Source organism: Streptomyces sp. NPDC042346 (assembly GCF_055581845.1).
The window spans coordinates 297,555-322,385 of record NZ_JBVJEH010000011.1 but is presented as its reverse complement, the minus strand read 5'-3'; the positions used below and the strand labels follow the sequence as shown (position 1 = coordinate 322,385).

General features: G+C 70.4%; 18 protein-coding genes. 5 read left to right on the top strand and 13 right to left on the bottom strand.

Annotation, left to right across the window (positions count from 1 at the left end; genetic code table 11):
- Positions 1-6 precede the first annotated feature (6 nt).
- The gene (locus ACZ6K0_RS35155) at positions 7-1,122 is read right to left on the bottom strand and encodes a terpene synthase family protein (protein WP_469230305.1); all 1,116 of its coding nucleotides are present in this window, start codon (positions 1,120-1,122) and stop codon (positions 7-9) included.
- 389 nt (positions 1,123-1,511) lie between these two features.
- Here ACZ6K0_RS35155 and ACZ6K0_RS35150 point away from each other — a divergent pair, with 389 nt between their 5' ends.
- Together ACZ6K0_RS35150 and ACZ6K0_RS35145 are read left to right on the top strand one after the other, a co-directional pair.
- A complete protein-coding gene (locus ACZ6K0_RS35150; RefSeq protein ID WP_469230307.1) occupies positions 1,512-11,909 on the top strand; it encodes a LamG-like jellyroll fold domain-containing protein in 10,398 nt (3,465 codons plus the stop codon).
- A gap of 8 nt (positions 11,910-11,917) precedes the next feature.
- Positions 11,918-12,511 (top strand): SMI1/KNR4 family protein, encoded by a 594-nt coding sequence (locus tag ACZ6K0_RS35145; RefSeq protein ID WP_469230309.1) that lies wholly within the window; start codon positions 11,918-11,920, stop codon positions 12,509-12,511.
- A 265-nt stretch (positions 12,512-12,776) separates the two neighbouring features.
- Here ACZ6K0_RS35145 and ACZ6K0_RS35140 read toward each other — a convergent pair whose 3' ends face one another.
- On the bottom strand, positions 12,777-12,902 hold the full coding sequence (locus ACZ6K0_RS35140; RefSeq protein ID WP_469230311.1) for a hypothetical protein: 126 nt from the start codon (positions 12,900-12,902) through the stop codon (positions 12,777-12,779).
- Between the two features lie 67 nt (positions 12,903-12,969).
- Between ACZ6K0_RS35140 and ACZ6K0_RS35135 the strand changes: the two genes are divergently transcribed.
- Entirely contained in the window at positions 12,970-13,698 is a 729-nt protein-coding gene (locus ACZ6K0_RS35135) for a sigma factor-like helix-turn-helix DNA-binding protein (RefSeq protein ID WP_469230313.1), read from the top strand.
- 9 nt (positions 13,699-13,707) lie between these two features.
- Here ACZ6K0_RS35135 and ACZ6K0_RS35130 read toward each other — a convergent pair whose 3' ends face one another.
- On the bottom strand, positions 13,708-14,559 hold the full coding sequence (locus ACZ6K0_RS35130; RefSeq protein WP_469230314.1) for a dienelactone hydrolase family protein: 852 nt from the start codon (positions 14,557-14,559) through the stop codon (positions 13,708-13,710).
- 96 nt (positions 14,560-14,655) lie between these two features.
- On the opposite strand from ACZ6K0_RS35130, the gene ACZ6K0_RS35125 reads away from it, so the two are divergent.
- Positions 14,656-15,627 carry a GlxA family transcriptional regulator gene (locus tag ACZ6K0_RS35125; RefSeq protein ID WP_469230316.1) on the top strand — a complete coding sequence of 324 codons (972 nt, stop codon included), beginning with the start codon at positions 14,656-14,658 and terminating at the stop codon, positions 15,625-15,627.
- 189 nt (positions 15,628-15,816) lie between these two features.
- Here the strand turns inward: ACZ6K0_RS35125 and ACZ6K0_RS35120 are convergent, their stop codons facing one another.
- The 3 genes from ACZ6K0_RS35120 to ACZ6K0_RS35110 form a co-directional block, all read right to left on the bottom strand.
- Entirely contained in the window at positions 15,817-16,548 is a 732-nt protein-coding gene (locus ACZ6K0_RS35120) for a flavodoxin family protein (protein WP_469577642.1), read from the bottom strand.
- A 156-nt stretch (positions 16,549-16,704) separates the two neighbouring features.
- The gene (locus ACZ6K0_RS35115; protein ID WP_469230320.1) at positions 16,705-17,508 is read right to left on the bottom strand and encodes an N-formylglutamate amidohydrolase; all 804 of its coding nucleotides are present in this window, start codon (positions 17,506-17,508) and stop codon (positions 16,705-16,707) included.
- Between the two features lie 25 nt (positions 17,509-17,533).
- Entirely contained in the window at positions 17,534-17,962 is a 429-nt protein-coding gene (locus ACZ6K0_RS35110) for an ATP-binding protein (protein WP_469230322.1), read from the bottom strand.
- Between the two features lie 189 nt (positions 17,963-18,151).
- Here ACZ6K0_RS35110 and ACZ6K0_RS35105 point away from each other — a divergent pair, with 189 nt between their 5' ends.
- Positions 18,152-19,027 carry an RNA polymerase sigma factor SigF gene (locus ACZ6K0_RS35105; protein WP_469230324.1) on the top strand — a complete coding sequence of 292 codons (876 nt, stop codon included), beginning with the start codon at positions 18,152-18,154 and terminating at the stop codon, positions 19,025-19,027.
- Between the two features lie 110 nt (positions 19,028-19,137).
- Here the strand turns inward: ACZ6K0_RS35105 and ehuA are convergent, their stop codons facing one another.
- From ehuA to ectB, 7 genes are read right to left on the bottom strand one after another with little or no spacing between them, the layout of a single operon-like run.
- On the bottom strand, positions 19,138-19,917 hold the full coding sequence (ehuA, locus tag ACZ6K0_RS35100) for an ectoine/hydroxyectoine ABC transporter ATP-binding protein EhuA (protein ID WP_376404083.1): 780 nt from the start codon (positions 19,915-19,917) through the stop codon (positions 19,138-19,140).
- Complete coding sequence (gene ehuD / locus ACZ6K0_RS35095; RefSeq protein WP_376404081.1) at positions 19,907-20,542, bottom strand: ectoine/hydroxyectoine ABC transporter permease subunit EhuD; 636 nt, start codon at positions 20,540-20,542, stop codon at positions 19,907-19,909. The genes ehuA and ehuD overlap by 11 nt, the downstream gene beginning before the upstream one ends.
- Positions 20,542-21,216, bottom strand: a complete 675-nt coding sequence (ehuC, locus tag ACZ6K0_RS35090; RefSeq protein ID WP_376404079.1) for an ectoine/hydroxyectoine ABC transporter permease subunit EhuC — start codon at positions 21,214-21,216, stop codon at positions 20,542-20,544. Before ehuC ends, ehuD begins: the two co-directional genes overlap by 1 nt.
- Before the next feature lie 12 nt (positions 21,217-21,228).
- Positions 21,229-22,146, bottom strand: coding sequence for an ectoine/hydroxyectoine ABC transporter substrate-binding protein EhuB (ehuB, locus tag ACZ6K0_RS35085; protein WP_469230326.1), 918 nt, complete (start codon positions 22,144-22,146; stop codon positions 21,229-21,231).
- On the bottom strand, positions 22,143-23,039 hold the full coding sequence (thpD, locus tag ACZ6K0_RS35080; protein ID WP_376404075.1) for an ectoine hydroxylase: 897 nt from the start codon (positions 23,037-23,039) through the stop codon (positions 22,143-22,145). Before thpD ends, ehuB begins: the two co-directional genes overlap by 4 nt.
- Positions 23,040-23,087: 48 nt before the next feature.
- Positions 23,088-23,504: an ectoine synthase gene (locus tag ACZ6K0_RS35075; RefSeq protein WP_376404073.1), complete on the bottom strand. Its 417-nt coding sequence runs from the start codon at positions 23,502-23,504 to the stop codon at positions 23,088-23,090.
- 38 nt (positions 23,505-23,542) lie between these two features.
- Entirely contained in the window at positions 23,543-24,814 is a 1,272-nt protein-coding gene (ectB, locus tag ACZ6K0_RS35070) for a diaminobutyrate--2-oxoglutarate transaminase (RefSeq protein WP_376404071.1), read from the bottom strand.
- Between the last annotated feature and the right edge of the window lie 17 nt (positions 24,815-24,831).

Here is a 24,831-nt window from a genome sequence, read left to right as displayed (position 1 = left end):
CGCTCCTCAAACCAGCGATCGGGTGGGTCGGGTGCTCGGCGGGGCAGCGGGTGCGTCACGGAAGCGGGCCACCGACGCGGTGAGACTGATCCAGCCGGAGGTCGAGCCGTCCCACACCGAGCCGTCGCCGAAGTAGCGCGGTGTCAGATACTCGAACTCCTGGCTTCCGCCGATCAGATGGTCGAGCCCCGACAGATAGGCGCGGACGTCCTCGCCGTGCCCGTGGGGGCCGGCCAGCACCGCGTCGCGTGCCGCGATGTAGGCGCGTTCGTGGTGCTCCACGAGGGCGCACAGCCGGTCGACGGCGTCCTGCAGCTCAAGCCCTTCGACCTCGCACAGCACGCGGACGGTCGTCATGGTGTCCTGCTGGGCGTACTCCTTGCGCCACGAGAGCAGGTCGTTGACGAGGATCAGCTGCCGCATGCCGTGGTGGTGGACCTCGTCGAACAGGCCCTCTGCGGCGGCCCGGCTCATGTCGACCTCGGCCGCGTACTCGGTGAGCAGTTCCAAGAACTCGCACCCGAAGCTGTCGACCCGCACCCGCATGCACGCCTCGAACTGCGGTACCCGCTTGTCGAGTTTGCTGCGGATCTCCTCCGCGCACCCGCGCAGGAACGCCTCGAGGGCCGCGACGAGCCGATCGACCTGCCCTGCGCTCATCCCGGCCGCGATACGCCGCCACAGGTCCTGGGCGGCGCGGCCGTACAGGCTCGCGGCCGGGCCGCCGACCCCGCCCTCGCGCAGGTCGGCGACGACGGCGGCGAAGGTCTCGGCGGCCGCCGCGTGGTCGGCGCCCAGTGCCGCCTCGTCGGAGACGAAGCTGTCGATCACCGTGACGAACTGGTACCAGTCGGCGATGTTCTGGGCCCTGCCCGTCTCGGCGTACGGCACCGTCAGCGGCCCGTAGATCCCGTTGCGCTGACGCAGGAAGAACAGCAGCGACTCCTCGGAGTCGAAGCAGTCCGCCAGCATCCGCCGCACCCAGCCGTTGGAGGCGATCTCGATGCGGGCGGCGTCGGGGTGGTAGCCCGCGGGCAGCAGCCGCGGCAGCGGCGGCAGGAAGAACTCTCCCGGCCCGTCACCGGGCAGGAGGCGACGGGTGAGGTCGGTGTCGGTGATCACCTTGGGGCTCCAGATCGGCGGAAGCGGGCTGAGGCGTTGCTGACTCCCCACAGTGGGACCGCCCGCTAAAGATTCACTTGAGCGTCGACGGCGCGTGTGCGCCCAAGGCCGGGACAAGGCCCGCTCCATGCGGCTTGAGCACGCGGTCGAGGTGCATGGCAAGCGGGACCGAGGCCGTGAGGCGTGGCGCACCCCGACCTGTTTGATGAGTGATCTTCACCACCAGGGGAGGGTTGTCATGGGGTTGTTTGTCGAGGTATACGGGCAATCGGAGTTCGGTTCGGCACACCCGGGACCGTGCATGGTGCGTCAAATTCCGGCCGAATGTTGTGAGTTCGCTGTGAAAGTAGATAGGACAACCCCACTGATCATCTACATGGGGGACATCCGTGCGCACAGCGCGACCACTGGTACTCCTGGTGGCCTTCGTCATGGCCACTCTGGCGGGTACGGAACAGGCCGCACTAGCGGTGAACCGATGGGACATCGCACAACCCGGCTCCAGTCCCGGTGAACTGCCGGAACAGCAATGGGGATCGGCGCGTTGGCGCGGCCACAGCGCCGCCGGCGACGCCACCGACGCGGCGGCGGGAGGGGGACGGAGCGGCCCGCTGAAGGCGCCGGGCGAACTCCCGCCGGACGGCGGCACCGCGCCGCCCGGGCGGGGAGGCGCCGCGAAGCCTCCGTCGAGGATTCCGTTCGCGAAGGTCCCGGCGCCCACCATGGCGCCGCCGAAGGGCTTCGACGCGAAGACCAGCACCGAAGTGCCGGCCAAGCGCACCGAGCGCGCCCGCACCTTCGCCAACCCGGACGGCACCTTCACCACCCGCTACTACAACGAGCCGGTCAACTTCCGCTCCTCCGACGGGACATGGAAGGGCATCGACACCGCTCTGGCCCGCACGTCGCAGACCGGGACGCGCGCCGTGACCGGCTCCGGCGCCGACTGGGAACCGCGCTCCACCGAGGAACGGCTGCGCTTTGCCGAGTACGCCGACGCGCGGACCCTGGTCCGGCTCGGCGTGAACGACTCCGCCGCCATCGGATGGGGGATCGAGGGCGTCGCGCACACGCGGGGCAAGGTGGCCGGAAGTGTCATCACCTACCCCGAGGCCCGTCCCTCCGCGGACGTGGAACTCATCGCCGGCAGCAGCTCGGTCAAGGAGACGCTCATCCTCAAGAGCGCCGACGCCCCCACCCGGTGGCGGTTCCCGCTGGCCCTCGAAGGGCTGACGGCGCAGCTCGACGGCCACGGCGGCGTCGCCTTCGTCGACGGCTCGGGCCGCCGGCAGGGCTGGATGCCCGCCGGCTGGATGGAGGACTCCCGCCAGGCCCCGAACTCCCACGAGGGCGTCATCTCCTCAGGGGTCGGCTACGACCTCGTGCGGGAGGGCGGCCGCCAGGTCCTGGTCGTCTCCCTGGACAAGAAGTGGCTCTCGGCCCCGGAACGGGTCTTCCCCGTCAAGGTGGACCCCTCCGCCACGCGTGAGGGCGCGTCGTCCGGCACGTACGTCCAGGCCTCGTACAACCAGAACTTCTCCTCCGACACGGTGCTCAAGGTGGGCACGTCCAACGGTGGAGGGAACCGGGCCGCGTCCTTCCTGCGCTTCGACGGCGTCAGCAGCTCGCTGAGCAACGCGTGGGTGCTGGGCGCACAGCTCAACCTCTTCAACACCTGGTCCTACTCGTGCACCGCGCGTCCGGTGACCGTGCATCCCATCACCTCGAACTGGTCGGAGACCTCGACCTCCGCGTGGCCGGGCCCGGCCACCGGTGACGCCCTGGCCTCGAAGAGCTTCGCTCACGGGTGGAGCAACGACGGCCAGGTGTTCCCCTGCGGGAAGCCCGCCTGGGAAGGCATCGACCTGGGCGCCGGTGGACGTCAGCTCATCGACGACTGGACCCACGGACGCAAGCCGAACTACGGCCTCGCGCTTCGGGCCTCCACCTCGGATTCCTCCGCGTGGAAGCAGTTCGGCTCCGACGACTACCCGAACGGCAACCCCCGGCTCGACGTCACCTGGACCAAGTACGGCGCCACCTACCAGCTGGGCCAGTGGGTCCAGCCGATGACGGCCACGACCGAGGGCGCCTTCAAGATCACCGTCACCAACCGGGGCCGGGAGACCTGGGGCAAGGGCAGCAACTACAAGCTGCGCTACGACCTGTACGACGGAAACGGCAACATGGTGGGCGGTGACTACTGGAGCAAGATCCGGTGGACGCCGATGCCCTACGACGTGGCACCCGGCGCCTCCGCGACCGTCGACGCCAAGATCGCCCCGCTCGCCCCCGGCCGCTACACGCTGGTGTGGACGATGGACGAGTACGGCGTGTCGAGCTTCGCGGCCGACGGCGTCCCCGGAGTGGCCATCACCTTCGACGCCGTCAACACACCGCCCTACCTCACCGGGGCGGCGCCGCCGAGCGGCACCCTCGTCGACACCCTGACGCCGACGCTGTGGCTCTCGGCCACCGACATGGACAAGTCCCCCGGCTCCCTCACGTACCAGTTCGAGGTGTGTGAGGTCGAAGGCAGGGACACCCGGAAGAACTGCCGTGGCAACACGCACGCGGCCTCGCAGAGCTGGACCGTTCCGTCCGGCTGGCTGAACTGGGCCAAGACCTACGCCTGGTACGGCTACGCCAACGACGGCAAGGACCAGTCCGCCCGGACCACGCCCTCGATCCTGACCACGCAGGTCCCGCAGCCCCTCATCACCTCCCACCTGGGCGGTGCCGCCCCGGGACGGCGCTTCGACGAGCGGTCCGGCAACTACGCCACGGCCGCGACGGACGCCGCCGTGCCCTCGGTCGGCCCGGAGCTCGCGGTCACCCGTACGTACAACTCGCAGGACCCGCGCAGGACCAGCGCCTTCGGCGCCGGCTGGGCGACCCGCTGGGACATGCGGGCCGCCCCGGAGCCCGACGGCAGCGTCGTGATCACCCTCGCCAACGGCGCCCAGGTCCGCTTCGGCAAGAACGCCGACAACAGCTACAGCGCACCCTCCGGCTCGCAGGGCGTTCTGACCGCCGTCTCCGGCGGGGGCTGGACGCTCCGCGACGCGTCCGCGGCGCTGTACACCTTCGACGCGACCGGCCTGCTGACCAAGGTCAAGGACGCTCACGCCCGCGAGCAACTCCTCACCTACACCGGCGGCAAGCTCACCAAGGCGACCGACGCGCCGTCCAAGCGGTCGCTGACGTTCACCTGGAGCGGCGCGCACGTCGCGTCCGTCTCCACCGACGCGGTCGGCCCGTCCGCCCCGGCCCTCGTCTGGTCGTACACCTACCAGGGCGACCAGCTCGTCAAGGTCTGCCCGCCCACGTCGACGACGGCGTGCACGGTGTACGAGTACACCGCGGGTTCCCAGTACCGGGGCATGGTGCAGGACGCCAATCCGGTGGCCTACTGGCGTCTCGGCGAGAGCGAGGGCGAGACCGCCCGGAGCGACGCCGTCTCCCGTACCGGCATGAACGCGGCGCACTACCGTGACGCGGGCCTCGGCAGCGCAGGCGCCCTGACGGGCACCGGCAACAAGGCGGCGTCCTTCGACGGCACGAGCTCCTTCGTGGAGCTGCCGGAGTCGACCCTGGCCCCGTCCACCGTGCTGTCGGTCGAACTGTGGTTCAAGACCGACAAGCCCGGCGGGGCGCTCGTCGGCTTCCAGGACGCTCCGGTGGGCCCGACACCCCCCGTCCGCTACAACCCGGTGCTCGCCATCGACGCCGCCGGCAAGCTCCGCGGCGCCTTCGAGAAGGCGGACGGCGGACTGGTACCCATCACCTCCACCGCCCCGGTCACCGACAACGCCTGGCACCACGCGGTGCTCACGAGCAGCGGAACCAACCAGACGCTGTATCTGGACGGCACCGCCGTGGGGACCCTCGCGGGTCCGGTCGACCACGCCGGCAAGACGTACGCCTACCTCGGCACGGGCTACTCCAACAGCGGCTGGGACGGGATCGCGGCCACGGGCAACCGCTACTTCAAGGGCCTCATCGACGAGGTCGCGGTCTACCACCGCGCTCTCGACGCCGGCTCGGTCCGGGCGCACCACGCGGCCCGCACCGGCGCGGCCAAGCTGTCGAAGGTGACCCTGCCCTCGGGCCGGACCGGCGGCACGGCGGAGTACGACAGCGACACCGAGCGGGCCACCAAGGTCACCGACGAGAACGGCGGCGTGTGGCAGATATCCGCACCCCGCTACGCGTCGGGTTCCGAGGCGTACGCGAACGCGGTACGGGGCGCGGGCCCGGTCGACTACTGGCGTCTCGGTGAGAGCAGCGGCGCCGCGGCCCTGGACGACATCTCGACCGGCGGCAACGGCTCCTACCGTGACGGCGTCACCCTCGGTGGCTTCGGCGCCTTCCTCGACGGCGACGACGGCGCGGTGACCCTTGACGGGGCCAAGGGCGCGATCTCCGTTCCGGCCGAGTCCATCAGCGACGCCACCTCGCTCTCCGTCGAGCTGTGGTTCAAGACGGACAAGCCCAGTGGCGTCCTGCTCGGTCTGCAGAACGCCGAGCTCGGCGCCACCCCGACCATGTGGAACGCGAGCCTGCTCGTCGACGGCGAGGGCAAGCTGCGCGGCCATCTGTGGGACGGTCCTTCGGCCGGCTGGCCTGTCATGGGTGGCGTCGCCGTCGCCGACGGCACGTGGCACCACACCGTGATCACCGGCGGTCCGGCAGGACAGTCGCTGTACCTCGACGGCGTGAAGATCGGCTCGAAGACCGGTGTGGTCAAGCCGGAGACCCTTGCCCACGCCTACCTCGGCGCCGGTTACTCCAGCGAGGAGTGGGACGGGCAGGCACGCGCGACGCGCTACTTCGACGGCCGGCTCGACGAGGCCGCCTTCTACACCAAGGAGCTGAGCGCCCAGACCGTCGCGGAACACTACAAGGCCCGCACCCGCCTGGTCTCCGGCAGCGGAACCCAGTACCGGGGCACGGTCATGGCGGACGCTCCCTCCGGGTACTGGCAGCTCGACGAGACCGGCGGCACCACTGCCGTGAACAGGGTCGCCGTCACCGGAGGCACCAGCACCTACACCAAGGCCACGCTCGGCGCCTCCGGCGCGTTCGGTCCGGGTGACGGATCGGCGGCGCAGTTCGCCGGCGACGGCTACGCCGAACTCGCCGGCGGTCACCTTCCGCAGACCGACCTCTCGGTCGAGCTCTGGTTCAAGACCACCAAGCCGGGCGTGCTCTTCAGTGACCAGGAGAAACCGCTCCCGGACGCCGTCGCGTACGCGCCCGTCCTGTACGTCGGCTCCGACAACAAGCTCCACGGCCAGTACTTCACCCGCGGTGTCGGCGCGACCAACACCTCGCCGAACACGGTGACGGACGACGAGTGGCACCACGCCGTGGTGACCGCCCTGGGCGGAACCCAGACGCTGTACCTGGACGGCGCCCAGGTCGCCCAGGCCACCGACGTGCCGGTCACGCACGAGACGAACAAGCTCGCCTACATCGGCGCCGGCTACACCAAGTACTGGCCCGCGTCCCCGGGCGACGGGGTCAACTACTTCACCGGCCGGATCGACGAGGTCGCCGTCTACCCGCGGGCGCTCACGGCCGACCAGGTCGCCAGGCACCACAGCGCCCGTACGAACGCCTCGGGTTCCTCCCTCTCCTCGACGGTGACGGTCACCGACCCCGGCGGCGCGCAGACGAGCAGCACCTTCGACGCGGTGCGCGGCCAGCGCCGGGTCGCCACGACGGACGCGGAGGGCGGCACCACGACCTTCGCGTACGACACCGGCGGCTTCCTGCACACGGTCACCGACCCGAACGGTCACGCGACCACCACGGGGCACGACGAGCGCGGCAACACCGTCTCGACGACGACGTGCCGGGACGCGAACTCCTGCTGGACCTCGTTCGCGGAGTACCACCACAACGCGGCGGACCCGCTGGACCCGCGCAACGGCAAGCCCACGGCCGTCCGTGACGCCCGGTCCAGCGGCCCCGCCGACGACCGCTACCGCACGTCGACCTCGTACACGGCCCTCGGCCTGATCGACAGCGTCACCCTGGCGGACGGCCGGACGAAGTCGACCACCTACACCACGGGCACCGAGCCCGCGGTCGGTGGCGGCACCACACCGGCCGGTCTGGTCGCCACGACCAGGACCACCGGCGGCGCCACGGCCTCGTACGCGTACTTCGCGAGCGGTGACCTGGCGAAGGCGACGGCACCCTCCGGGCTCGTCACCACGTTCACCTACGACGGCGTCGGCCGGAAGCTGACGGAGACCCAGGTCTCCGACGCGACGCCCGGCGGTGTCACGGCGTCGTACACGTACGACGCGATGTCCCGGGTCGTCTCCGAGACGGGCCCCGGCATCCAGAACGAGATCACCGGAGTCACGCACACGGCGAAGACCACCCGCACCTACGACGCGGACGGGCACCTGCTCACCGAGTCGACGCAGGACACCACCGGCGGCGACGCCACCCGCACCACGACGTACCGCTACGACGCCTTCGGACTGAACGAAAGCGTCACGGACGCGGCGGGCAACGAGTCGACCTTCGGGCACGACACGCTGGGCCGGGTCATCCGCGAGACGGACCCGGAGGGCAACGTCGTCACGCACGCGTTCACCAAGCGCGGGCAGCTGGCCGAGTCGGTCCTCAAGAACTGGACCGGCGACCCGTCCGGCCTGACGCGCGATCTGGTCCTCGTCTCCCACGCCTACGACCCGGCGGGCCGGCCGGCCTCGACGACGGACGCGATGGGCGCCACCACCGCCTTCACCTACTACGACGACGGTCTCAAGGCCACGTCGACGGCGAAGCAGGTCACCCAGGCCAACGGCGCCAAGAAGGACGTCGTCCTGGAGTCGGCGCTCTACGACGGCGCGGGCAACACGGTGTCCCGGACCGAGAGCGGCGGACGCACGACGGTCAGCACGATCGACGCCACCGGACGGGTCACCCGCTCGGTGTTCGACCCGAACGGCCTGAACCGCGTCACGACCGCGGCCTACGACGGTGACGACAGGATCACCGAGGAGACCCGGTCGATCGACAGCTCGGGCCGGAAGCTCACGTCGACCACCGAGTACGACGCGCTGGGCAACCCGAAGAAGGCGACCGTCACCGACGGCACCGGGACCCGGGTCACCTCCGCGACCTTCGACCAGCGGGGACTCCCGCTGACCGAGGTCTCCCCGCGGGGCAACACCTCCACCAGCCGCCACGACGTCCTCGGCCGCCTGGTCGAGACGACGCAGCCGCAGGTGCAGGCCGAAGAGAACGGCGGTACGGCCGCGGCCGTCACGCCCAGGACCCTCACCGGCTACAACACCTTCGGCGAGGCCACCGAGACCCGCGACGCCCGCGGCCTGGTGACCCGGGTGGAGCACGACAAGCTGGGCCGCTCCGTCGCCGTCACGCTGCCCGACTACACGGCGCCCGGTGCCACGACGCCGATCACGGCCGTGGCCCGCACGACGTACGACAAGCTCGGGAACACGGTCTCCACCACCGACCCGCTCGGCCGCACCCGGTCCTACCGGTACGACCAGATGAGCAACCTGGTCGGCGCCACGGACCCGGAGGTCGGCGGCGCCCAGGGGCTCCAGGCTCCGGGGGGCACCACCCTCGGCGGCACCACCACCGGCCTTTCCGCCGGCGGCGTCTCCACCTACAGCTGGACCCCGACCGGTCTGGCGCTGTCCGCGACCGACCCGACAGGAGCACGCACCGAGTCCACCTACGACGAGCTGGGCCGCAGGCTCACCGCCACCACGATCGAGCGCAGGCCCACCCCGGCCAACCTCGTCTCCCGCTTCGTCTGGGACGACGCGGGCAACCAGACCGAGTCCACGACGCCGGGCGGGCGCCGCTCATCGGCGACCTACGACAAGGCCGGCCGGCTCCTGACCGTCACGGACCCGCTCGCCGGCATCACCCGGTTCACCTATGACGGCCTCGGCCGCCGGACCGAGTCGAAGGACGCCACCGGGCGCAAGACCGTCACGGCGTACGACGTCACGGGCCGACCGGTCGCGGTCTCCGACTACGGCACCGGAACGACGGTCCTGCGGTCGGTCGCGACCGAGTACGACAACGACGGGAACATCACCGCGGCGGTCTCGGCCACCGGCGCCCGGCGCACCTACACCTACGACGCCCTCGGCCGGATGACCAAGGAGATCGAACCGGTCACCGCGACCGACTCGATCACGACGGCCTTCGGCTACGACGCGGCGGGGCACCGCACCCGCCTGACCGACGGTCGCGGAAAGGCGACGTACTACACCTTCACCGCGTGGGGCCTGCCGGAATCGACCATCGAGCCCAGCACCACGCTCCACCCCGCCCTGGCCAACCGCACGTGGACGAACGTCTACGACGCGGCCGGCCAGATCGTCACCGCGCTGCTGCCCGGCAACGTCAAGCGCAACAAGACGTACGACGCCCTGGGCCGGCTGACCGGCGAGACCGGCTCCGGCACCGCGGTGGCGACCCGGCCGCGCACCCTGTCGTACGACCTCGCCGGCCGGCTGACCGGAGTGGGCGGCGACGGAGTCCTCGCGGGCAATACCTACGAGTTCGACGACCGCGGGCAACTCCTCCGCAGCGACGGCCCGTCGGGCACGTCCGCCTACGCGTACGACGCGGACGGCAACATGACGTCCCGCACGGACGCGACGGGCACGACGGCCTTCACCTACGACCCGGCCGGCCGTCTCGACACCACGAGCGACCCGCTGACCGGTACTCAGGTGCGCAGCGACTTCGACGCGGCCGGGCGACCGACCGCGCAGGAGTACGCCCGCCCCGCGGCCGGCGGCACGTTCACGATCGGCGCGAAGCGCTCGTACACGTACGACGCCCTGGGCCGGCTCGCGGACGACAGCGTCAAGAAGACCGGGACGGGCGCCGTGGTCCAGGGCTCGGCCTACGAGTACGACCTCGACGACCGGCTGACCAGGAAGACGACCACCGGCACGGCCGGAGCAGCGCCGGAGACGTACGCCTACGACCTTGCCGGGCGCATGACCTCGGAGACCGGCGGAGGAACCACCACCGCCTTCGAGTGGGACAAGTCCGGCAACCTCACCAAGAAGGGTGACACCACCGCCACCTACGACTCCCGCAACCGCGTCCAGACCTGGGGCACGCAGACCTTCGACTACTCCGCCCGCGGCACCATCAAGTCGGTCACCGACGGAGGGACGACCCGGGTCATCAACTCCGACGCCTTCGAGCGCACGGTCAACAACGGCACGAGCACCTTCACGTACGACTCGCTCGACCGGGTCATGACCAAGGGCGGGACCGCCTTCACGTACGACGGTGGCTCCAACGACCTGGTGGGGGACGGCACGTCGGCCTACAGTCGCGGGCCCGACGGCACGCTGCTCGCCACCGCCACGACCGGTACGCCGGGCTCGGCCCGGCTCGTGATCACCGACGGTCACACCGACGTGGTCGCCGGCCTCTCCGCGGACGGCACCACGGTCTCCTCGTCCCGCGCCTACGACGCCTTCGGCAACGTGACCGCGTCCACCGGCACCAACCCGTCCCTCGGCTACCAGTCGGGCTGGACGGACGGCTCCACCGGGGAGGTCAACATGGCCGCCCGCTGGTACCAGCCGGGGATCAGCGGCTTCACCAGCCGCGACACCTGGCGGCTCGACCCGGAGCCGTCCGTCCAGGCGAACCGTTACACCTACGCCAACGCGAGCCCGCTCAACGGCACCGACCCGACCGGGCACGCGATGATCATCTGGAACCAGGCCGAATACGAGCGTCAGCAGGCGATCGCGGGCGAGAGCTCCGCGTGGGGCTGGCAGATGCTCTGGGAGACCGAGGAATCCATCTGCGGCAGGCGCTGTGACTGGGGCGGTGGCGGTGGCGGCGGCGGTGGCGGTGGTGGTGGTGGCGGAAGCCACGGCGGCCGTGGCGGTGGCGACAAGCGGCCGCCGGTGACCCAGCCGGTCCCCGTGTACGACCCGCCCTGGAACGGCCCCAACCCCATTCCCGCCCCGGATCTGCCCCCGATCATCGCGCTCGTGGTGGCCGGGACGGCCACGGTGCTCACCGAGGCGACGGCCGCGGCAGCCACCGTCTTCACGGCCCAGGCCGTCCTCGACGCACTCGCCATCGCCATCTTCACGCCGGTCGTCGTCGGTTCCCCGGACCCGGCGCTGGAAAAGCAGGGGGACGGTGACAACAAGTGGCGGGACCGGACGGACGGCCAATGTGACGACGGCCCGGGCAGGAGCGAGAACGGGCATCAGGTGTACCTTCCGCGAGAGCGGTACTTGGACACGTTCTCCCATCGGGAGGAATGCCGTGCGACGGGCGTCTACGGGATCCTTGATTCCAAGGACCTGACGACGAAGGCGTTTCCCAACGGCCCGGGCACACACACGAACGACCGACTCCGTCCACCGGGCTACGATGAGATCAACAGCCAGCCCGGCCAGAAGGCGAACAACGGGCACCTGATCCCGAACCTCGGAGGAGGATCGGGCACCGACCTACGCAACCTCGTGCCGCAGTACTACTGGGTGAATTCGCCCTACATCCGCGACACGATCGAGAAGGACATTCGCGGAGCCCTGGAATCGGGCAAGAGAGTGACGCTCTCGGTCGTTCCGTACTACGACAGGTCCGGCAGCGGCATCCCCACGAGGATCGAGTACAACTACTCGGTCGTGGGCAGCGGTGAGTGGAAGCACTGCACCGTGTACAACAATCCGGACAAGACCGCCGTCACGGTCGGGACGTCGAACTGCCCGCAGAAGAAGAAGAGATAGGTGGCGAGATGGTCGACTATCACGAGGCCGTCACGGCGCTCCTCGGAGAACCACGGCACGTCTTCGCCGGGCATGACGCCTGGCGACCGTGCGAGGAGGCACTGGGCGCTCCGCTTCCCCCGGACTATCGGCGGCTGGTCGACGAGTACGCTCCGATCCAGCTGAACGGTCACCTGTACCTCGATCATCCGGCGAACGCCCACTCTCCGCTCGGTCAGTGGATGGCGGACGTCATCGAGGACTTCCAGGACGTCGAATGGGAACCGGAAGCGTCCTGCCCCGGATTCGAAATCGACGGACCGATCTTCGGCGGCGGTTCCGGAATGATCCCTCTCGCCTCCACGGACAGGAGTCAATACGTCTTCGTGGCTCCCGGGACCGAAGGCCATCGGTGGCGGATCCTCTCCTGCGGCAGGGATGAGCAGGATTTCCATGAACACCAAATGGATTTCTCGGAGTGGCTCTACCGGTATCTGATGGGGGAGGAGATGTTCGAACCAGGACAGTCCGACTTCTACCCCGGCCCGGTCCGTCTGGAAAGCCGTCCCACGTCCGGTGACGACGAGAAGTCGGACTGGTACGGGCCCGACAGGGGCGTGTAAGGAGCCGGACCGCTGAACTGAACAACCCGAAGGGCCGAACTCGTGACGTCGAGTTCGGCCCTTCGGCGCACCGGCCGTCCAGTTGACGATCCCGCCACATGCCGAGCGGGGCCCTGACGCATGTTTCGCCTGGTCAGATGCCCCAAGTCAGCGCACCGGAACCCAGCAACCCAACGGGATTCCTCATATGGCGGCGTGCGGCCCGACGACCCGTCGGGAGGCCACGTGCCCGCCCGGCGCCGGCCACGCCGTGGTCCAAGAACGGTCAGCCATCGCCACGGCTCTGCCAGGCCGCGCGCTGGCGCAGCGAGATCCGGTTGCCGTCGGGGTCCACAGCCTCGATGCGGACCCCGTAGCCGTAGTCCTCCGGCTCGGGCTGGTCGAACGTCACGCCGCGGTCGCGAAGCACCTTGAAGTCTGCGCGCAGGTCGTCCGATTCGAGGAAGACCGGGCCGGGTGTGGTGCCGGGCCGAAGCTCGGCCGGCTGGCTCACCACGGTGGTCGGCCGGATCAGCCTCGACGTCCTGCGCTCGCGCCAGGCACGTCCCGAGGCGTCCCTGGACGACCGGCTGCCCGACCTACCGGTGACGCTCGACGATGCCCCTGCCCCGGACGACGACGCGGTACTCGCCGACTCTGTCGGGCTCGCGCTCCTCGTCGTCCTCGATTCACTCCGGCCCAGCGAGCGCCTGGCGTTCGTGCTGCACGACCTGTTCGCGGTGCCCTTCGACGAGATCGGCCGCATCCTCGGCAAGTCCACCGACGCCACCAAGATGCTCGCCAGCCGCGCACGCCGAAAGGTCCGGGCAGCCGAGCAGACGACCGGCGCAGGCCGGGAACAGCGCCACGTGGTCTCCGCATTCCTGGCAGCAGCCCGCGATGGCGACTTCGAGGGTCTGCTGCGCGTGCTCGACCCCGAGGTGCGGCTCGCGGTCGACACCCCCGGCGGCGTGGTCGTCACCCTCGGCGCCACCAAGGTCGCCGCCGGCGCGCGGCTCGCCGGCGGCTCGACCACCCTGGGCCGGGCAGCCCTCGTGGGCGGCCGTCCCGGAGTCGTCTCCTGGCGCGAGGACGGCACCCCGCTCTCCGTCCTCGCGTTCACCGTCACCGACGGCCGTATCACCGCCATCACAGCCGTGGTCGACCCGGCCAAGCTTGCGCGGATGAACCTGCCGGACCTGGCCTGAGCAGCCGCGCTACAGGTCTTGATGATTGCCCTCTGAGTGTCCGGACCGGCTCAGACGTTCGGTCAGGAAGGCGAGGATCTCGTCCCTGGCCTTCAGCGTGGGATGTCCGTCCTCGTCGACGAGGTGGGCGGTGACAACGCTGTGGGGGGACCCGACCACGTTGCGGAAGAACGGGGGCGGGTTCGTGTTTGCGGAACTGCCCGGAAGGACGCGGCCGTCGAAGGCGTCGCCGAGGAGTGCCTGGTACGCGGCGAAGCGCTGCCCGGTGCACCAGCGGTCGTCGTCGAAGCGGTAGGCGAGGATCTTCAGTCCGTCGCGCGCGATGCGGTCTTGGACCGCGCGCGCGTCCTCTTCGCTCATCTCGAGTCCGGCGGGATCGTCCAGTGGCAGGGACGGGTGGTTGACCACTGGCGCGATGACAGCCGGCTCAATCGCCATGGTGAGTGCGAAGTTGCCGGTGAAGCACAGTCCGATCGCGCCGACTCCCGGACCGCCGCACTCGGCGTGGGCCTGGCGCGCCAGCCCGCGCAGCCACGCCGTGACGGGGCTGGTGCCGCCTCCCGCGAACGCACGGAACTCGGCACTGACACACGCGCGACGGACTACCTCCTCACCGCCCTCGACCGTGGGATAGGCACCGTCGACCCCGAAGAGTGAGGGGACGTAGACGGTGAAGCCCGCATCCCGCACCCACCGCGCCAGCCGAAGGACGTCAGGACTGATACCGGGCATCTCTGGCATCAACACGACGGCCGGCCCGGAACCCGCGGCATACACGGTCTTCACTACCCCTTCCACGTCCACCAGTCGGCGGGAGAAGTCCGTGATCGCGTCGTCAAGACGACCGTTGGGTGCACTCATGGCGACAGCGTGGACTGATGCACCGCACAAGGCGATAGGCTGGATCGCCATGTAAAGGGGCGATCTCGCCATAGGCATGATGCTCAGGAGGCGAGCGTGAGCGCGCTGCGGGTCGGTGTCCTGGCCTATCCAGGCTGCTTCGCGTCCGAGGTGTTCGGCGTCCCCGACCTGTTGACGATGGCCACGCACGTTGCCGGTCCGGACCGCGCCGGCTACGAGGTGTCGATTGTTTCGCCTCGTCGTCGCGTCGCCGCATCAGGTGGGGCGGCGTTGGCCGTCTCTCCGCTGCGTGAGGTCGACGTTCTTGTCGTGCCCGGGTTCGGGCTCGTGCCGGGCCTCGACGTGGACGCGAAGCTCGTAGCCCTCGCCCCTGAAATTGCGGCGATCCGCTCACACGCCGCTGCGGGCAATACCGTCGTCTCGATCTGCGTCGGTGCGTTCCTGCTCGCTGAGGCAGGGCTCCTCAACCGACGCCGGGCTACGACGGCGTGGTTCCTCGCCGACGAATTGGCTCGACGCTGTCCGGAGACCGATGTCCGACCCGAACGTCTCGTCGTCACCGACAAGGGGGTGACGACGACGGCGGCCTTCAGCGCCATGTACGACTTCGCACTGGAACTCATCCGCCGGCACAGCGGTGCCGACGTGGCACGGACAACCGCGCGGGTGGCGCTCCTCGACACTGCGCGGTCGTCCCAGACTCCATACGTCGACGCGCGACTTCTTCCGCAGCCCGGAAACGAGTTCTCCCGCAAGGTCATGCGGCACCTCGACCAGAACCTCGCCGCCCGATACGACCTCGCCGCGTTGGCGGACACACTCAGGGTCAGCACTCGGACTCTGCTGCGGCGCTTCGCAGACGCGACCGGCCAGAGTCCTCTCGAGTACCTACAGTCGTCGCGCGTCCGTCGCGCCCGCCACCTCCTTGAGACCACAGACCGAACCGTCGCCAGCATCTCCACCGCGGTCGGGTACAAGGACTCCGGAACCTTCGCTGCTCTCTTCGCCAAGCACACCGGACGACGCCCAAGGGACTACCGCGCAACCTTCCGGTCTGGTGCCAACTGATGGTGGCCTTCCCTGGTGCCAGCTCGCCGGACTCCAGCGCGAAGATCGTGTGCTGGGTGATGGCCATGCGCTCGGTGAGCTCCTTCTGGGGCATCACCTGTTCTCCGTGCCGACCACCGGGCATGGGCGGCTGCGCGGATCTTCAGCGCCGTGCACTTCCGCCGGACCTCCGACCGTTCCGGCCCGCACTCAACGGTGCTCGGGGTTCTCGAAGTCGAACCGGCAGCCGGCGTCCCACTCGGAACGCTGGTTTCCGTGGGCCGGGATGCCACCGGCATCCTTGAGCATCCTCGCCAGGTGGAGCTGGTTCCAGGTCATGAAGGTCGCGTTGCGGTTCGTGAAGTCGTTCTCCGGACCGCCCGAGCCGGGGTCGAGGTAGGACGGTCCCGGGCCGGCCGGGCCGACCCAGCCCGCGTCGGCCTGCGGCGGAATGACGTATCCGAGGTGCTGGAGGCTGTAGAGGACGTTCATCGCGCAGTGCTTGGCGCCGTCCTCGTTGCCGGTGATCAGACATCCTCCGACCCGGCCGTAGTAGGCGTACTGGCCGTGGTCGTTGAGGATCGACGAGCAGGCGTACAGACGCTCGATCACCTTCTTCATGACTGAGGAGTTGTCTCCCAGCCACACAGGCCCCGCCAGGGTCAGGATGTCGGCGGCCATCACCTGCGAGTAGATGACGGGCCACTCGTCCGTCTCCCACCCGTGCTCCGTCATGTCCGGCCAGACACCGGTCGCGATGTCGATGTCCACCGCCCTGAGCACCTCGACCTGCACGCCCTGGCGCTCCATGATCCCGGTGCTGATGTCGATCAGTCCCTGCGTGTGGCTGCGCTCTGGGGAACGTTTCAGGGTGCAGTTGATCACCAGGGCACGCAGGTCGGCGTACGACGTCGTTGAGTCCGGCACGGAATCCTCCTCCATACGCTCCGGGATTCCGGACGTGAGGCACCGGAGATCTCCCAGTACAGCTCACCAGGCCTTCGCCCCGGGCGCTCGTGGAGCTGGGCCGGTTGCCTGACAGCCCGCCCTCCGGTCCACCGGCCAGGGCCACACACCGGTCGCGATGCCGAGTCGCTCCTACGCCGTCGGGTGCGACGGCACGGCGTCGACGAGTGCCGCGAGCGCGGTGCCGAGGGCCCGCACTCCCGCTCCCGCCGCGCCGCCCGGCTCGCTCATGTAGACATCACGGCGGATCTCGATCATGAGCGCGCTCACCCTCGGATCCCTGCCGTAGTACGACAGGGGTACGTACGTCCCGGCGAAGGGCGTGTCCGTCGCGAGGCCCCCGAACCCGCCGAACGCCTCCCGTGCCGCGTCGAGCAGGGCCGGCGGCGTGTGGAAGGCGTCCGTGCCGAGGCAGACCGGGGGACGGGGCCCCTCGCCGTGCAGCTCGTACGGCAGCGGCTCGGTCGGGTACGAGTGGACGTCGACGATCACCGCTCGGCCCGTCGCGGCGAGCCGCCCGGCCACGGCGTCGGTCATGCCCTCGGCGTACGGCGTGAAGTACCGGTCGATGAGCGGCGTCGGATCGAAACCGGCAGGCCGGAGCGCGGTGCGGTGCGTCGTCCGGGTGTACACCGCGCCCATCCCGACGGCGAGCATCTCCTCGCGCTCGTCGGGGAAGCGCTCGGGGTCGACGACGAGCCGGGAGAGCCGGTTGACGAACCGCCAGGGGGCCTTGCCGGCGGTCGCGGAGGCCGCGGCGGCGATCTCCGCCGTGTGGGCGTCGGTGATGTGGTCCAGCTCGCGGTCCAGCTCCTCGTCGCCGAGCAGGATGCCGTCCCGCACGTCCGGGGGTATCACCCGGGAGGAGTGCGGCACATGGAGGAGGACGGGGGAGTCCGGGGCGCCGGCGAGGAGTTCGTACGAGGGTGAGGTCATCGGCTCACCCTTCCACGGTCGGACGTCATCGGTCGAACGCCACCGCCGCGTGGATCGTCTTGCCGTCCGCGCCCGTGTCCACGGTCACCTCGCAGCACAGCCGCAGCACGATCGGCCAGCCGAAGCCGCCGGGACGCAGCTCCTCGCGGAGCTCGTACAGCGGGGACTCCCTACTGGCGTCGGACACGGACACCGTCACCCGGTCGCGTCCGATCCCGATCCCGAAACCGGTGACGCCGCCCCCGTGGCGGTGCGCGTTGGTGACCAGCTCCGAGGTGACGAGCAGCAGGTCCTCGACCTGGGAGGGCCGCAGAGGGCCGAGACCCGTGAGCATGCGGCGTACGAGCTGCCGTGCCTCGGCCGGTGTCGTACGGACCGGGGGCCATCCGGCGTTCCGGGCGCCGAGCGGGTCCGCCCCGAGGGCCGGGGACCGGGTGTAGCTCCGGGTCGTCATGGCGGATCCCTTTCTTTCCGTTCTTGCCGGTTCCTCAACAGCTGACAGGTTTCGTCTGCCCGTTCGCACCGGGGTGATTCCTCCTTCCCATGAGGAAGGGGCCGGGCACGGGCGAGGAGTGCCTCCGGGAAGCCGGGGTACGAGAACCAGGACCGCTGAACGGACCGCGAGCCAGAGGAGGTTGTCCCCGTGCGGACCGATCCGGCCGAGGCGACGACGACGTACGCGACGAGCGGAACGGGCGAGGACCTGCCCTGTCCCGAGATCCCGCAGGCGGTTCCGCCCCGGGACGCGCGTGCCCTGTCCAAGGTGTTCTTCCGGGAACTGGCGGTGCGGGAGGAGGGCACCGAGGGACACCAGTACGTCCGGAACACCCTGATCGAGATGAACATGTCCCTGGTGGTGTACGCGGCGGGTCGGTTCCGCGCCCGCGGCGACGAGAGGGAGGACATCCTCCAGGTCGGCATGGTCGGTCTGATCAAGGCGATCGACCGCTTCGACCTGTCGCGCGAGGTGGAGTTCGCCACCTTCGCCGTGCCGTACATCGTGGGCGAGATCAAACGGTTCTTCCGCGACACCACCTGGGCTGTGCACGTCCCGCGCCGGCTCCAAGAGGCACGGGTCGAGCTGGCGAAGGCGACCGAGGAGCTGAGTTCACGGCTCGGCAGGGCCCCGCGGATCGCGGAGCTGGCGCCGGTCATGGACCTGTCCGAGGACCAGGTGATCGAGGCCCAGGTCGCGGCCAACGGCTACCACTCGACGTCCCTGGACGCCACGTTCGCCGCCGGTGACAGCGACGACGAGGACGCCGCCCTGGCCGACCTCATCGGCCAGGAGGACCCGGCGCTCGCCCTCTTCGAGGAGTTCCACACCCTCGCCCCGCTCCTGGAGGCCCTCGCCCCGCGCGACCGGCTGCTGCTGCACCTCCGCTTCGTCGAGGAACTCACCCAGACGCAGATCGGCGAGCGGCTCGGCGTCTCCCAGATGCATGTCTCGCGCCTGCTCGCCCGCAGCCTCGACCAGCTTCGGGAAGGCATGGCGGTCGAGCAGCAGGGCGACGCCTGAGAGGAAGGTGACGCCTGAGAGGAAGGTGACGGCCGGGAGGGTGACGGCCGAGAGGAAGGTGACGGCTGGGAGGAGGTGCGGCCAGGCCCGCGCCCGGCCGCACCTTCCCCTCAGCGGACCGAACTCAGGAAGGTACGCGTGCGCTCCTCGGCGGGCGCGTCCAGGAGTTCGTCGGCCGGCCCCGACTCGACGATCCGGCCACGGTCGAACATCATGATCCGGTCCGAGACGTCCCGGGCGAAACCCATCTCGTGCGTCACGCACAGCAGCGTGATGTCGGTCCCGCGGGCGATGTCCCGCAGCACGTCGAGCACCTCCGCCACCAGCTCCGGGTCCAGCGCGGACGTCACCTCGTCCAGGAGCAGGATCTCGGGCCGCATCGCCAGGGCGCGGGCGATGGCCACCCGCTGCTGCTGGCCCCCGGAGAGCCGGGTCGGCCGGGCGTCGACCTTGTCGGCGAGCCCGACCAGGTCGAGCAGCTCCCGGGCCCTGCGTCCCGCTTCCTCCCGGCTCTCGCCGAGGACGTGCACGGGCGCCTCGACGACGTTCTCGAGAACGCTCATGTGCGGGAAGAGGTTGAACTGCTGGAAGACCATGCCGATCTTCCGCCGCCGCTCGGCCAGATGACGCTCGCTCGCCGGCACCGGTTTCCCGCCCGCGCGGCCCGGCATGTGTGAGAAGGGCTCCCCGTCGACATGGATGACGCCGTCGGTCACCCGCTCCAGCGTCATGAGCAGCCGGAGGATGGTGGTCTTCCCGGAGCCGCTCGGACCGATCAGGGTCACCCGCTCCCCGCGGGCGACCTCCAGGTCGAGGCCGTCGAGCACGGTGTGGTCGCCGTACCGCTTCGTGACCAGGTCGAAGCGGACCGCCGGGTCCTCAGTGGGCAAGGCGTGCCTCCAGTCGTCGCAGCAGTACGGACGTCGGCCAGCTCGCGAGCAGGAACACCGCGGCGGCCAGGGTGAAGCTCTCCAGATAGGCGAAGTGGGTGCTCCCGAACGTGTTCGCCTCGTGGACCATCTCGTGCACCGTGATCACCGACAGCAGCGGCGTCTCCTTGAACATGGAGACCGCGTAGTTGCCCAGCGGCGGCAGCACGTTGCGGACGGCCTGCGGCAGCACCACCGCCCGCCACACCCGCCGGCTCGGCAGCGACAGCGCCGTGCACGCCTCCCACTGCCCCTTCGGTACGGCGTCGATGCCCGTCCGGTACACCTCGGAGAGGTACGTGGCGTAGTGCACGCCGAGGACCAGGACGCCCAGCGCCGGCGCGTCGAGCCCCGGGATCAGCACCCAGGCCGCGAACAGCTGCACCAGGAGCGGCGTCGAGCGGACGAACCCGGCCGCCCCGCGCAGCGGGAGGGCCAGCCACGCGGGAGCCGCGCGCCCGGCGAAGGCGAGCACGAGTCCCAGGACCGCCGCGACGGCGAAGGCCAGTACGGTCGCGACAAGCGTGACGCCGAACCCCTCCAGTACGGTCGGCAGCGCGGCCCGGGCCGCCTCCCCGTCCCACATCACACGCCTCCTTCCTGGCCCAGGCGGGCCTTCGCGGCCCGCTCCAGAGCGTTCATGAGGAGGCTCAGCACGACGGCCATGCCGAAGTAGAGCCCCAGGAGCAGCAGGTACGAGGCGGCCGTCGAGCCCGTCGCCGAGCGCAGCTGGTCGATCCGGAAGGTGAGGTCGGGGACCGTCACCAGGGAGAGCAGCGGCGTCGCCTTCAACAGCTGGACGAGCAGGTTCTTGAACGGCGCCACCATCAGCGCGTGCGCCTGCGGCAGTACCACTCGCCGCAGCCGCAGCGCCGGCCCCATGGACAGCGCGATCGCCGCCTCGGTCTGGGCGCGGGGCACCGCGGCCACCGCGCCCCGGACGACCTCGGAGCCGTACGCCCCGAAGTTGAGCCCCAGCGCGAGGACACCGCAGGCCAGCGGCTCCAGCCGGAAACCGAGCATCGGCAGCGCGAAGAACAGCCAGAAGAGCTGCACGTACAGCGAGGTCCCCCGGAAGAACTCCACGACGAGCCGCGCCGCCCCGCGCACCGGCAGCCGCGCCGACCGGGACAGCAGCCCCAGCGCGTACGCGAGGACCAGGGCGAGCGCGGCGCCCAGCACCGTGGCCTCGGCCGTGACCAGGAGCCCGTCGGCGAGCCCGGGCGCCGCCCGGCGGAGCTCGGGGAGGAAGTCAGCCACGTCGGCCGCCCCTCACCCGGCGCACAGGTCGGCGGTCCGCAGGGAACGGGGCGGCACCTCGCGCGAGGTGAAGCCGTAGCGCCCGATCAGCTCCACGAACCGGTCCGGAGCACCGGTGATCTTCCGGAGCTCGATGTCGAAGGCATCCCGCAGACCGGTCGCGCCCGGCCGGAACACGGCTCCGCCCGCGCCGAGCTGCCGTACGCCGTCGACCACCGGGACGAACGGCTCGGCCACCTCCACCGCCGCGCCCCGGTTCGTCCGCGCGAGCCAGCGCAGGGAGATGGCGGTCAGCGCGAAGGCGTCGATCCGGCCGGCCAGCAGGGCGTCGAGACCGTCCTGCTGCTTGGCCAGCGTCTTCACCGAACCGTCGGGGACACCCGCCGCCTTGGCGAAGGACGCCTCCACCGCGGCCGTCAGCACGCCGACCGTGGCGCCCTTCGCCGCGCAGGACGCCAGATCGCTCACCCCCTTCGGATTGCCCTCGCGGACCATCAGGGCGGTGGGGGAGACGAACTCCGGCTCGGAGAAGACCACCTTGGCGCAGCGCTCGGGCGTGATCGACATGCCCGCGCTCACGACGTCGAACCGGTCGGCGAGGAGCCCGGGGATCAGCGCCCCGAACTCGGTGAGCGTCGGGCGCAGTTCGCCCACGCCGAGCGCCGTGAAGATCTCGCGGTGCAGCGTCGGGGCCTCGCCCGCGAGCTCGGAGCCGTCCTGGAAGCCGTACGGCGCCTCGCCGGCGAAGCCGACCCGTACGAAGCCCTGCTTCCGCAGCTTCGCCAGGAGCGCGCCGTCGTCCTTGGGAGCCCCTGACCCGACCTGGGTGCGGGTGCAGGCCGCGAGCAGCCCGGGTGTGAGGGCGAGTCCGCCCAGGAGCGCCGTTCTGCCGAGGAAGCGGCGGCGGTCGAGGTGTGCGGGACCGGTCATGACCGGTCCGGGGCGGGCGCGGCGATGAAGGAGGGCCGCCGGACCGGGGCGGCGAAGGGTGCCTCCGGCTGGTTCTCGACGCTGTTGAAGACGAGGAACACATTGCTGCGGGGGTACGGGGTGATGTTGTCGCCCGACCCGTGCAGGGCGTTGCAGTCGAACCAGGTGGCGGAGCCGGCCGGACCGGTGAAGTGGCGGATGCCGCAGGCGTCGGCGAAGGTGGTCAGCGCCTCGTGGGAGGGGGTGCCGGCGTCCTGCATCCGGAGCGACTTCTTGTAGTTGTCCCGGGGGGTGGCCCCGGCGCAGCCCAGGAAGGTGCGGTGCGAACCCGGCATGATCATCAGGCTGCCGTTGGTGGTGTGGTTCGGGGTGAGGGCGATCGAGACCGAGACGGTCCGCATCCTCGGCAGGCCGTCCTCCGCGTGCCAGGTCTCGAAGTCGGAGTGCCAGTAGAAGCCGCTGGCGCCGAAGCCGGGCTTGACGTTGACCCGCGACTGGTGGACGTAGACGTCGGAGCCGAGGATCTGGCGGGCGCGCCCGAGGACCCGCGGATCCTGGGCCAGCCGGCCGAAGACCTCGCTCATCCGGTGCACCTCGAAGACGGACCGGATCTCCTGGGAACGGGGCTCGACGACCGCCCGCTCGTCCGCCCGTACGGCGGGGTCGGCGACGAGCCGGTCCAGCTCCGCCCGGAGTGCGTCGACCTCGTCGGGGGTGACGATCTCGTCCACCGTGACGAAGCCGTCGCGGTCGTACTCCTCCAGTTCACGGGCCCAGAACGGGCCCGCCGTGCCGGGCTCGGACCACACGACGGGGTCCTTGCGGCCGATCAGTTCCTCCTTGGGGCCACGGGTGGGGTAGAGGTCGACGGGACGGGTGGGTGCGGAGGGCATGGGGGAGCGTGCTTCCTTTCGCGTAGGGGTGTCGGTGTCGTGCCGGGCTCAGACGTCGTCGGATGCGGGCTCGGGTTCGGTCAGCAGCGGGTAGACGCCGTTCTCGTCGTGGTCCTCGCGCCCCGTGACGGGCGGGTTGAAGACGCACAGGCAGCGGAAGTCCGCCTTGACCTTGAGGGTGTGGCGCTCGTGCCCGTCGAGCAGGTACATCGTTCCGGGCACGATCGTGTACGTGCGGCCCGTCTCGTGGTCGGTGAGCTCGGCCTCGCCGGCCGTGCAGACCACGGCCTCGACGTGGTTCGCGTACCACATGGCGGTCTCGGTGCCGGCGTACAGCACCGTCTCGTGGAGGGAGAAGCCCACCCGCTCACGGGCCAGGACGATGCGCTTGCTCTCCCAGGTGCCCGAGGCGGCCCTCACGTGCCGCTCGGTGTTCTCCAGCTCGTCGAAGGAACGGACGATCATGGGGTGTTGCCTTTCCGGTCATCGGGTCAGGAGAGGGATCAGGCGGTGTGCCGGACGGAGCGGGCCAGGATGCCGAGGCCCTCGTCGAGTTCGTCGTCCGTCGCGGTCAGCGGCGGGAGCAGCTTCACGACCTCGCCGCGCGGCCCCGAGGTCTCCACGAGGAGGCCGGTCTCGAAGGCGCGCCGGCACACGGCCTCGGCGCGCTCTCCGTCGGCGAACTCCAGGCCCCACACCAGGCCGCGGCCGCGGACCGCCAGGCCCGTCCGCCCGTCGCCCGCGCACAGGTCCAGGAGGGCGCGTTCCACCCGGTCCGCGCGGCTCAGGGTCCGCTCGCGCAGGGCGCCGTCGCGCCAGTAGGCGTCGAGGGCAGCCGTGGCGGTGACGAAGGCGGGGTTGTTCCCGCGGAAGGTCCCGTTGTGCTCGCCGGGCTGCCACACGTCCAGCTCGGGCCGGAAGAGGCAGAGGGCCATGGGCAGGCCGTAGCCGCTGATGGACTTGGACAGGGTGACGATGTCGGGCGTGATGCCGGCCTCCTCGAAGGAGAAGAAGTCGCCGGTGCGTCCGCAGCCCATCTGGATGTCGTCCACGATGAGGAGCATGTCGTGCCGGCGGCAGAGCTCCGCGAGGCCGCGCAGCCACTCGGCGCGTGCGACGTTGATGCCGCCTTCTCCCTGGACGGTCTCGACGATCACGGCCGCCGGGTGGTCGAGGCCGGAGCCGGCGTCGTCCAGGAGTCGCTCGAACCAGAGGAAGTCGGGGAGGCGCCCGTCGAGGTAGTCGTCGAACGGCATCCGGATGGCGTGGTTGAGGGGCACGCCCGCCCCGGCGCGCTTGGCGGCGTTTCCGGTGACGGCGAGCGAGCCGAGCGACATCCCGTGGAAGGCGTTGGTGAAGGAGACGACCGTCTGCCGCCCGGTGACCTTCCGGGCCAGTTTCAGCGCGGCCTCCACGGCGTTGGTGCCGGTGGGGCCGGGGAACATCACCTTGTAGGGCAGGGCGCGGGGCTCCAGGACCGTCTCGTGGAAGGTCTCGAGGAAGGCGCGTTTGGCGGTCGTCGACATGTCGAGGCCGTGGGTGACGCCGTCGTCGGCGAGGTAGTCGAGGAGGGCACGCTTGAGGGCGGGGTTGTTGTGGCCGTAGTTCAGCGAGCCCGCGCCGGCGAAGAAGTCGAGGTACGGACGCCCCTGCTCGTCGTACAGCCGGCTGCCACTGGCGCGTTCGAAGACGACGGGCCAGGCGCGGCAGTAGCTGCGGACCTCCGATTCGACGGTCTCGAAGACGGAGGGGGCGGCGATGTCGGTCAGGGTCACGAAGTCTCTTCTCCAGA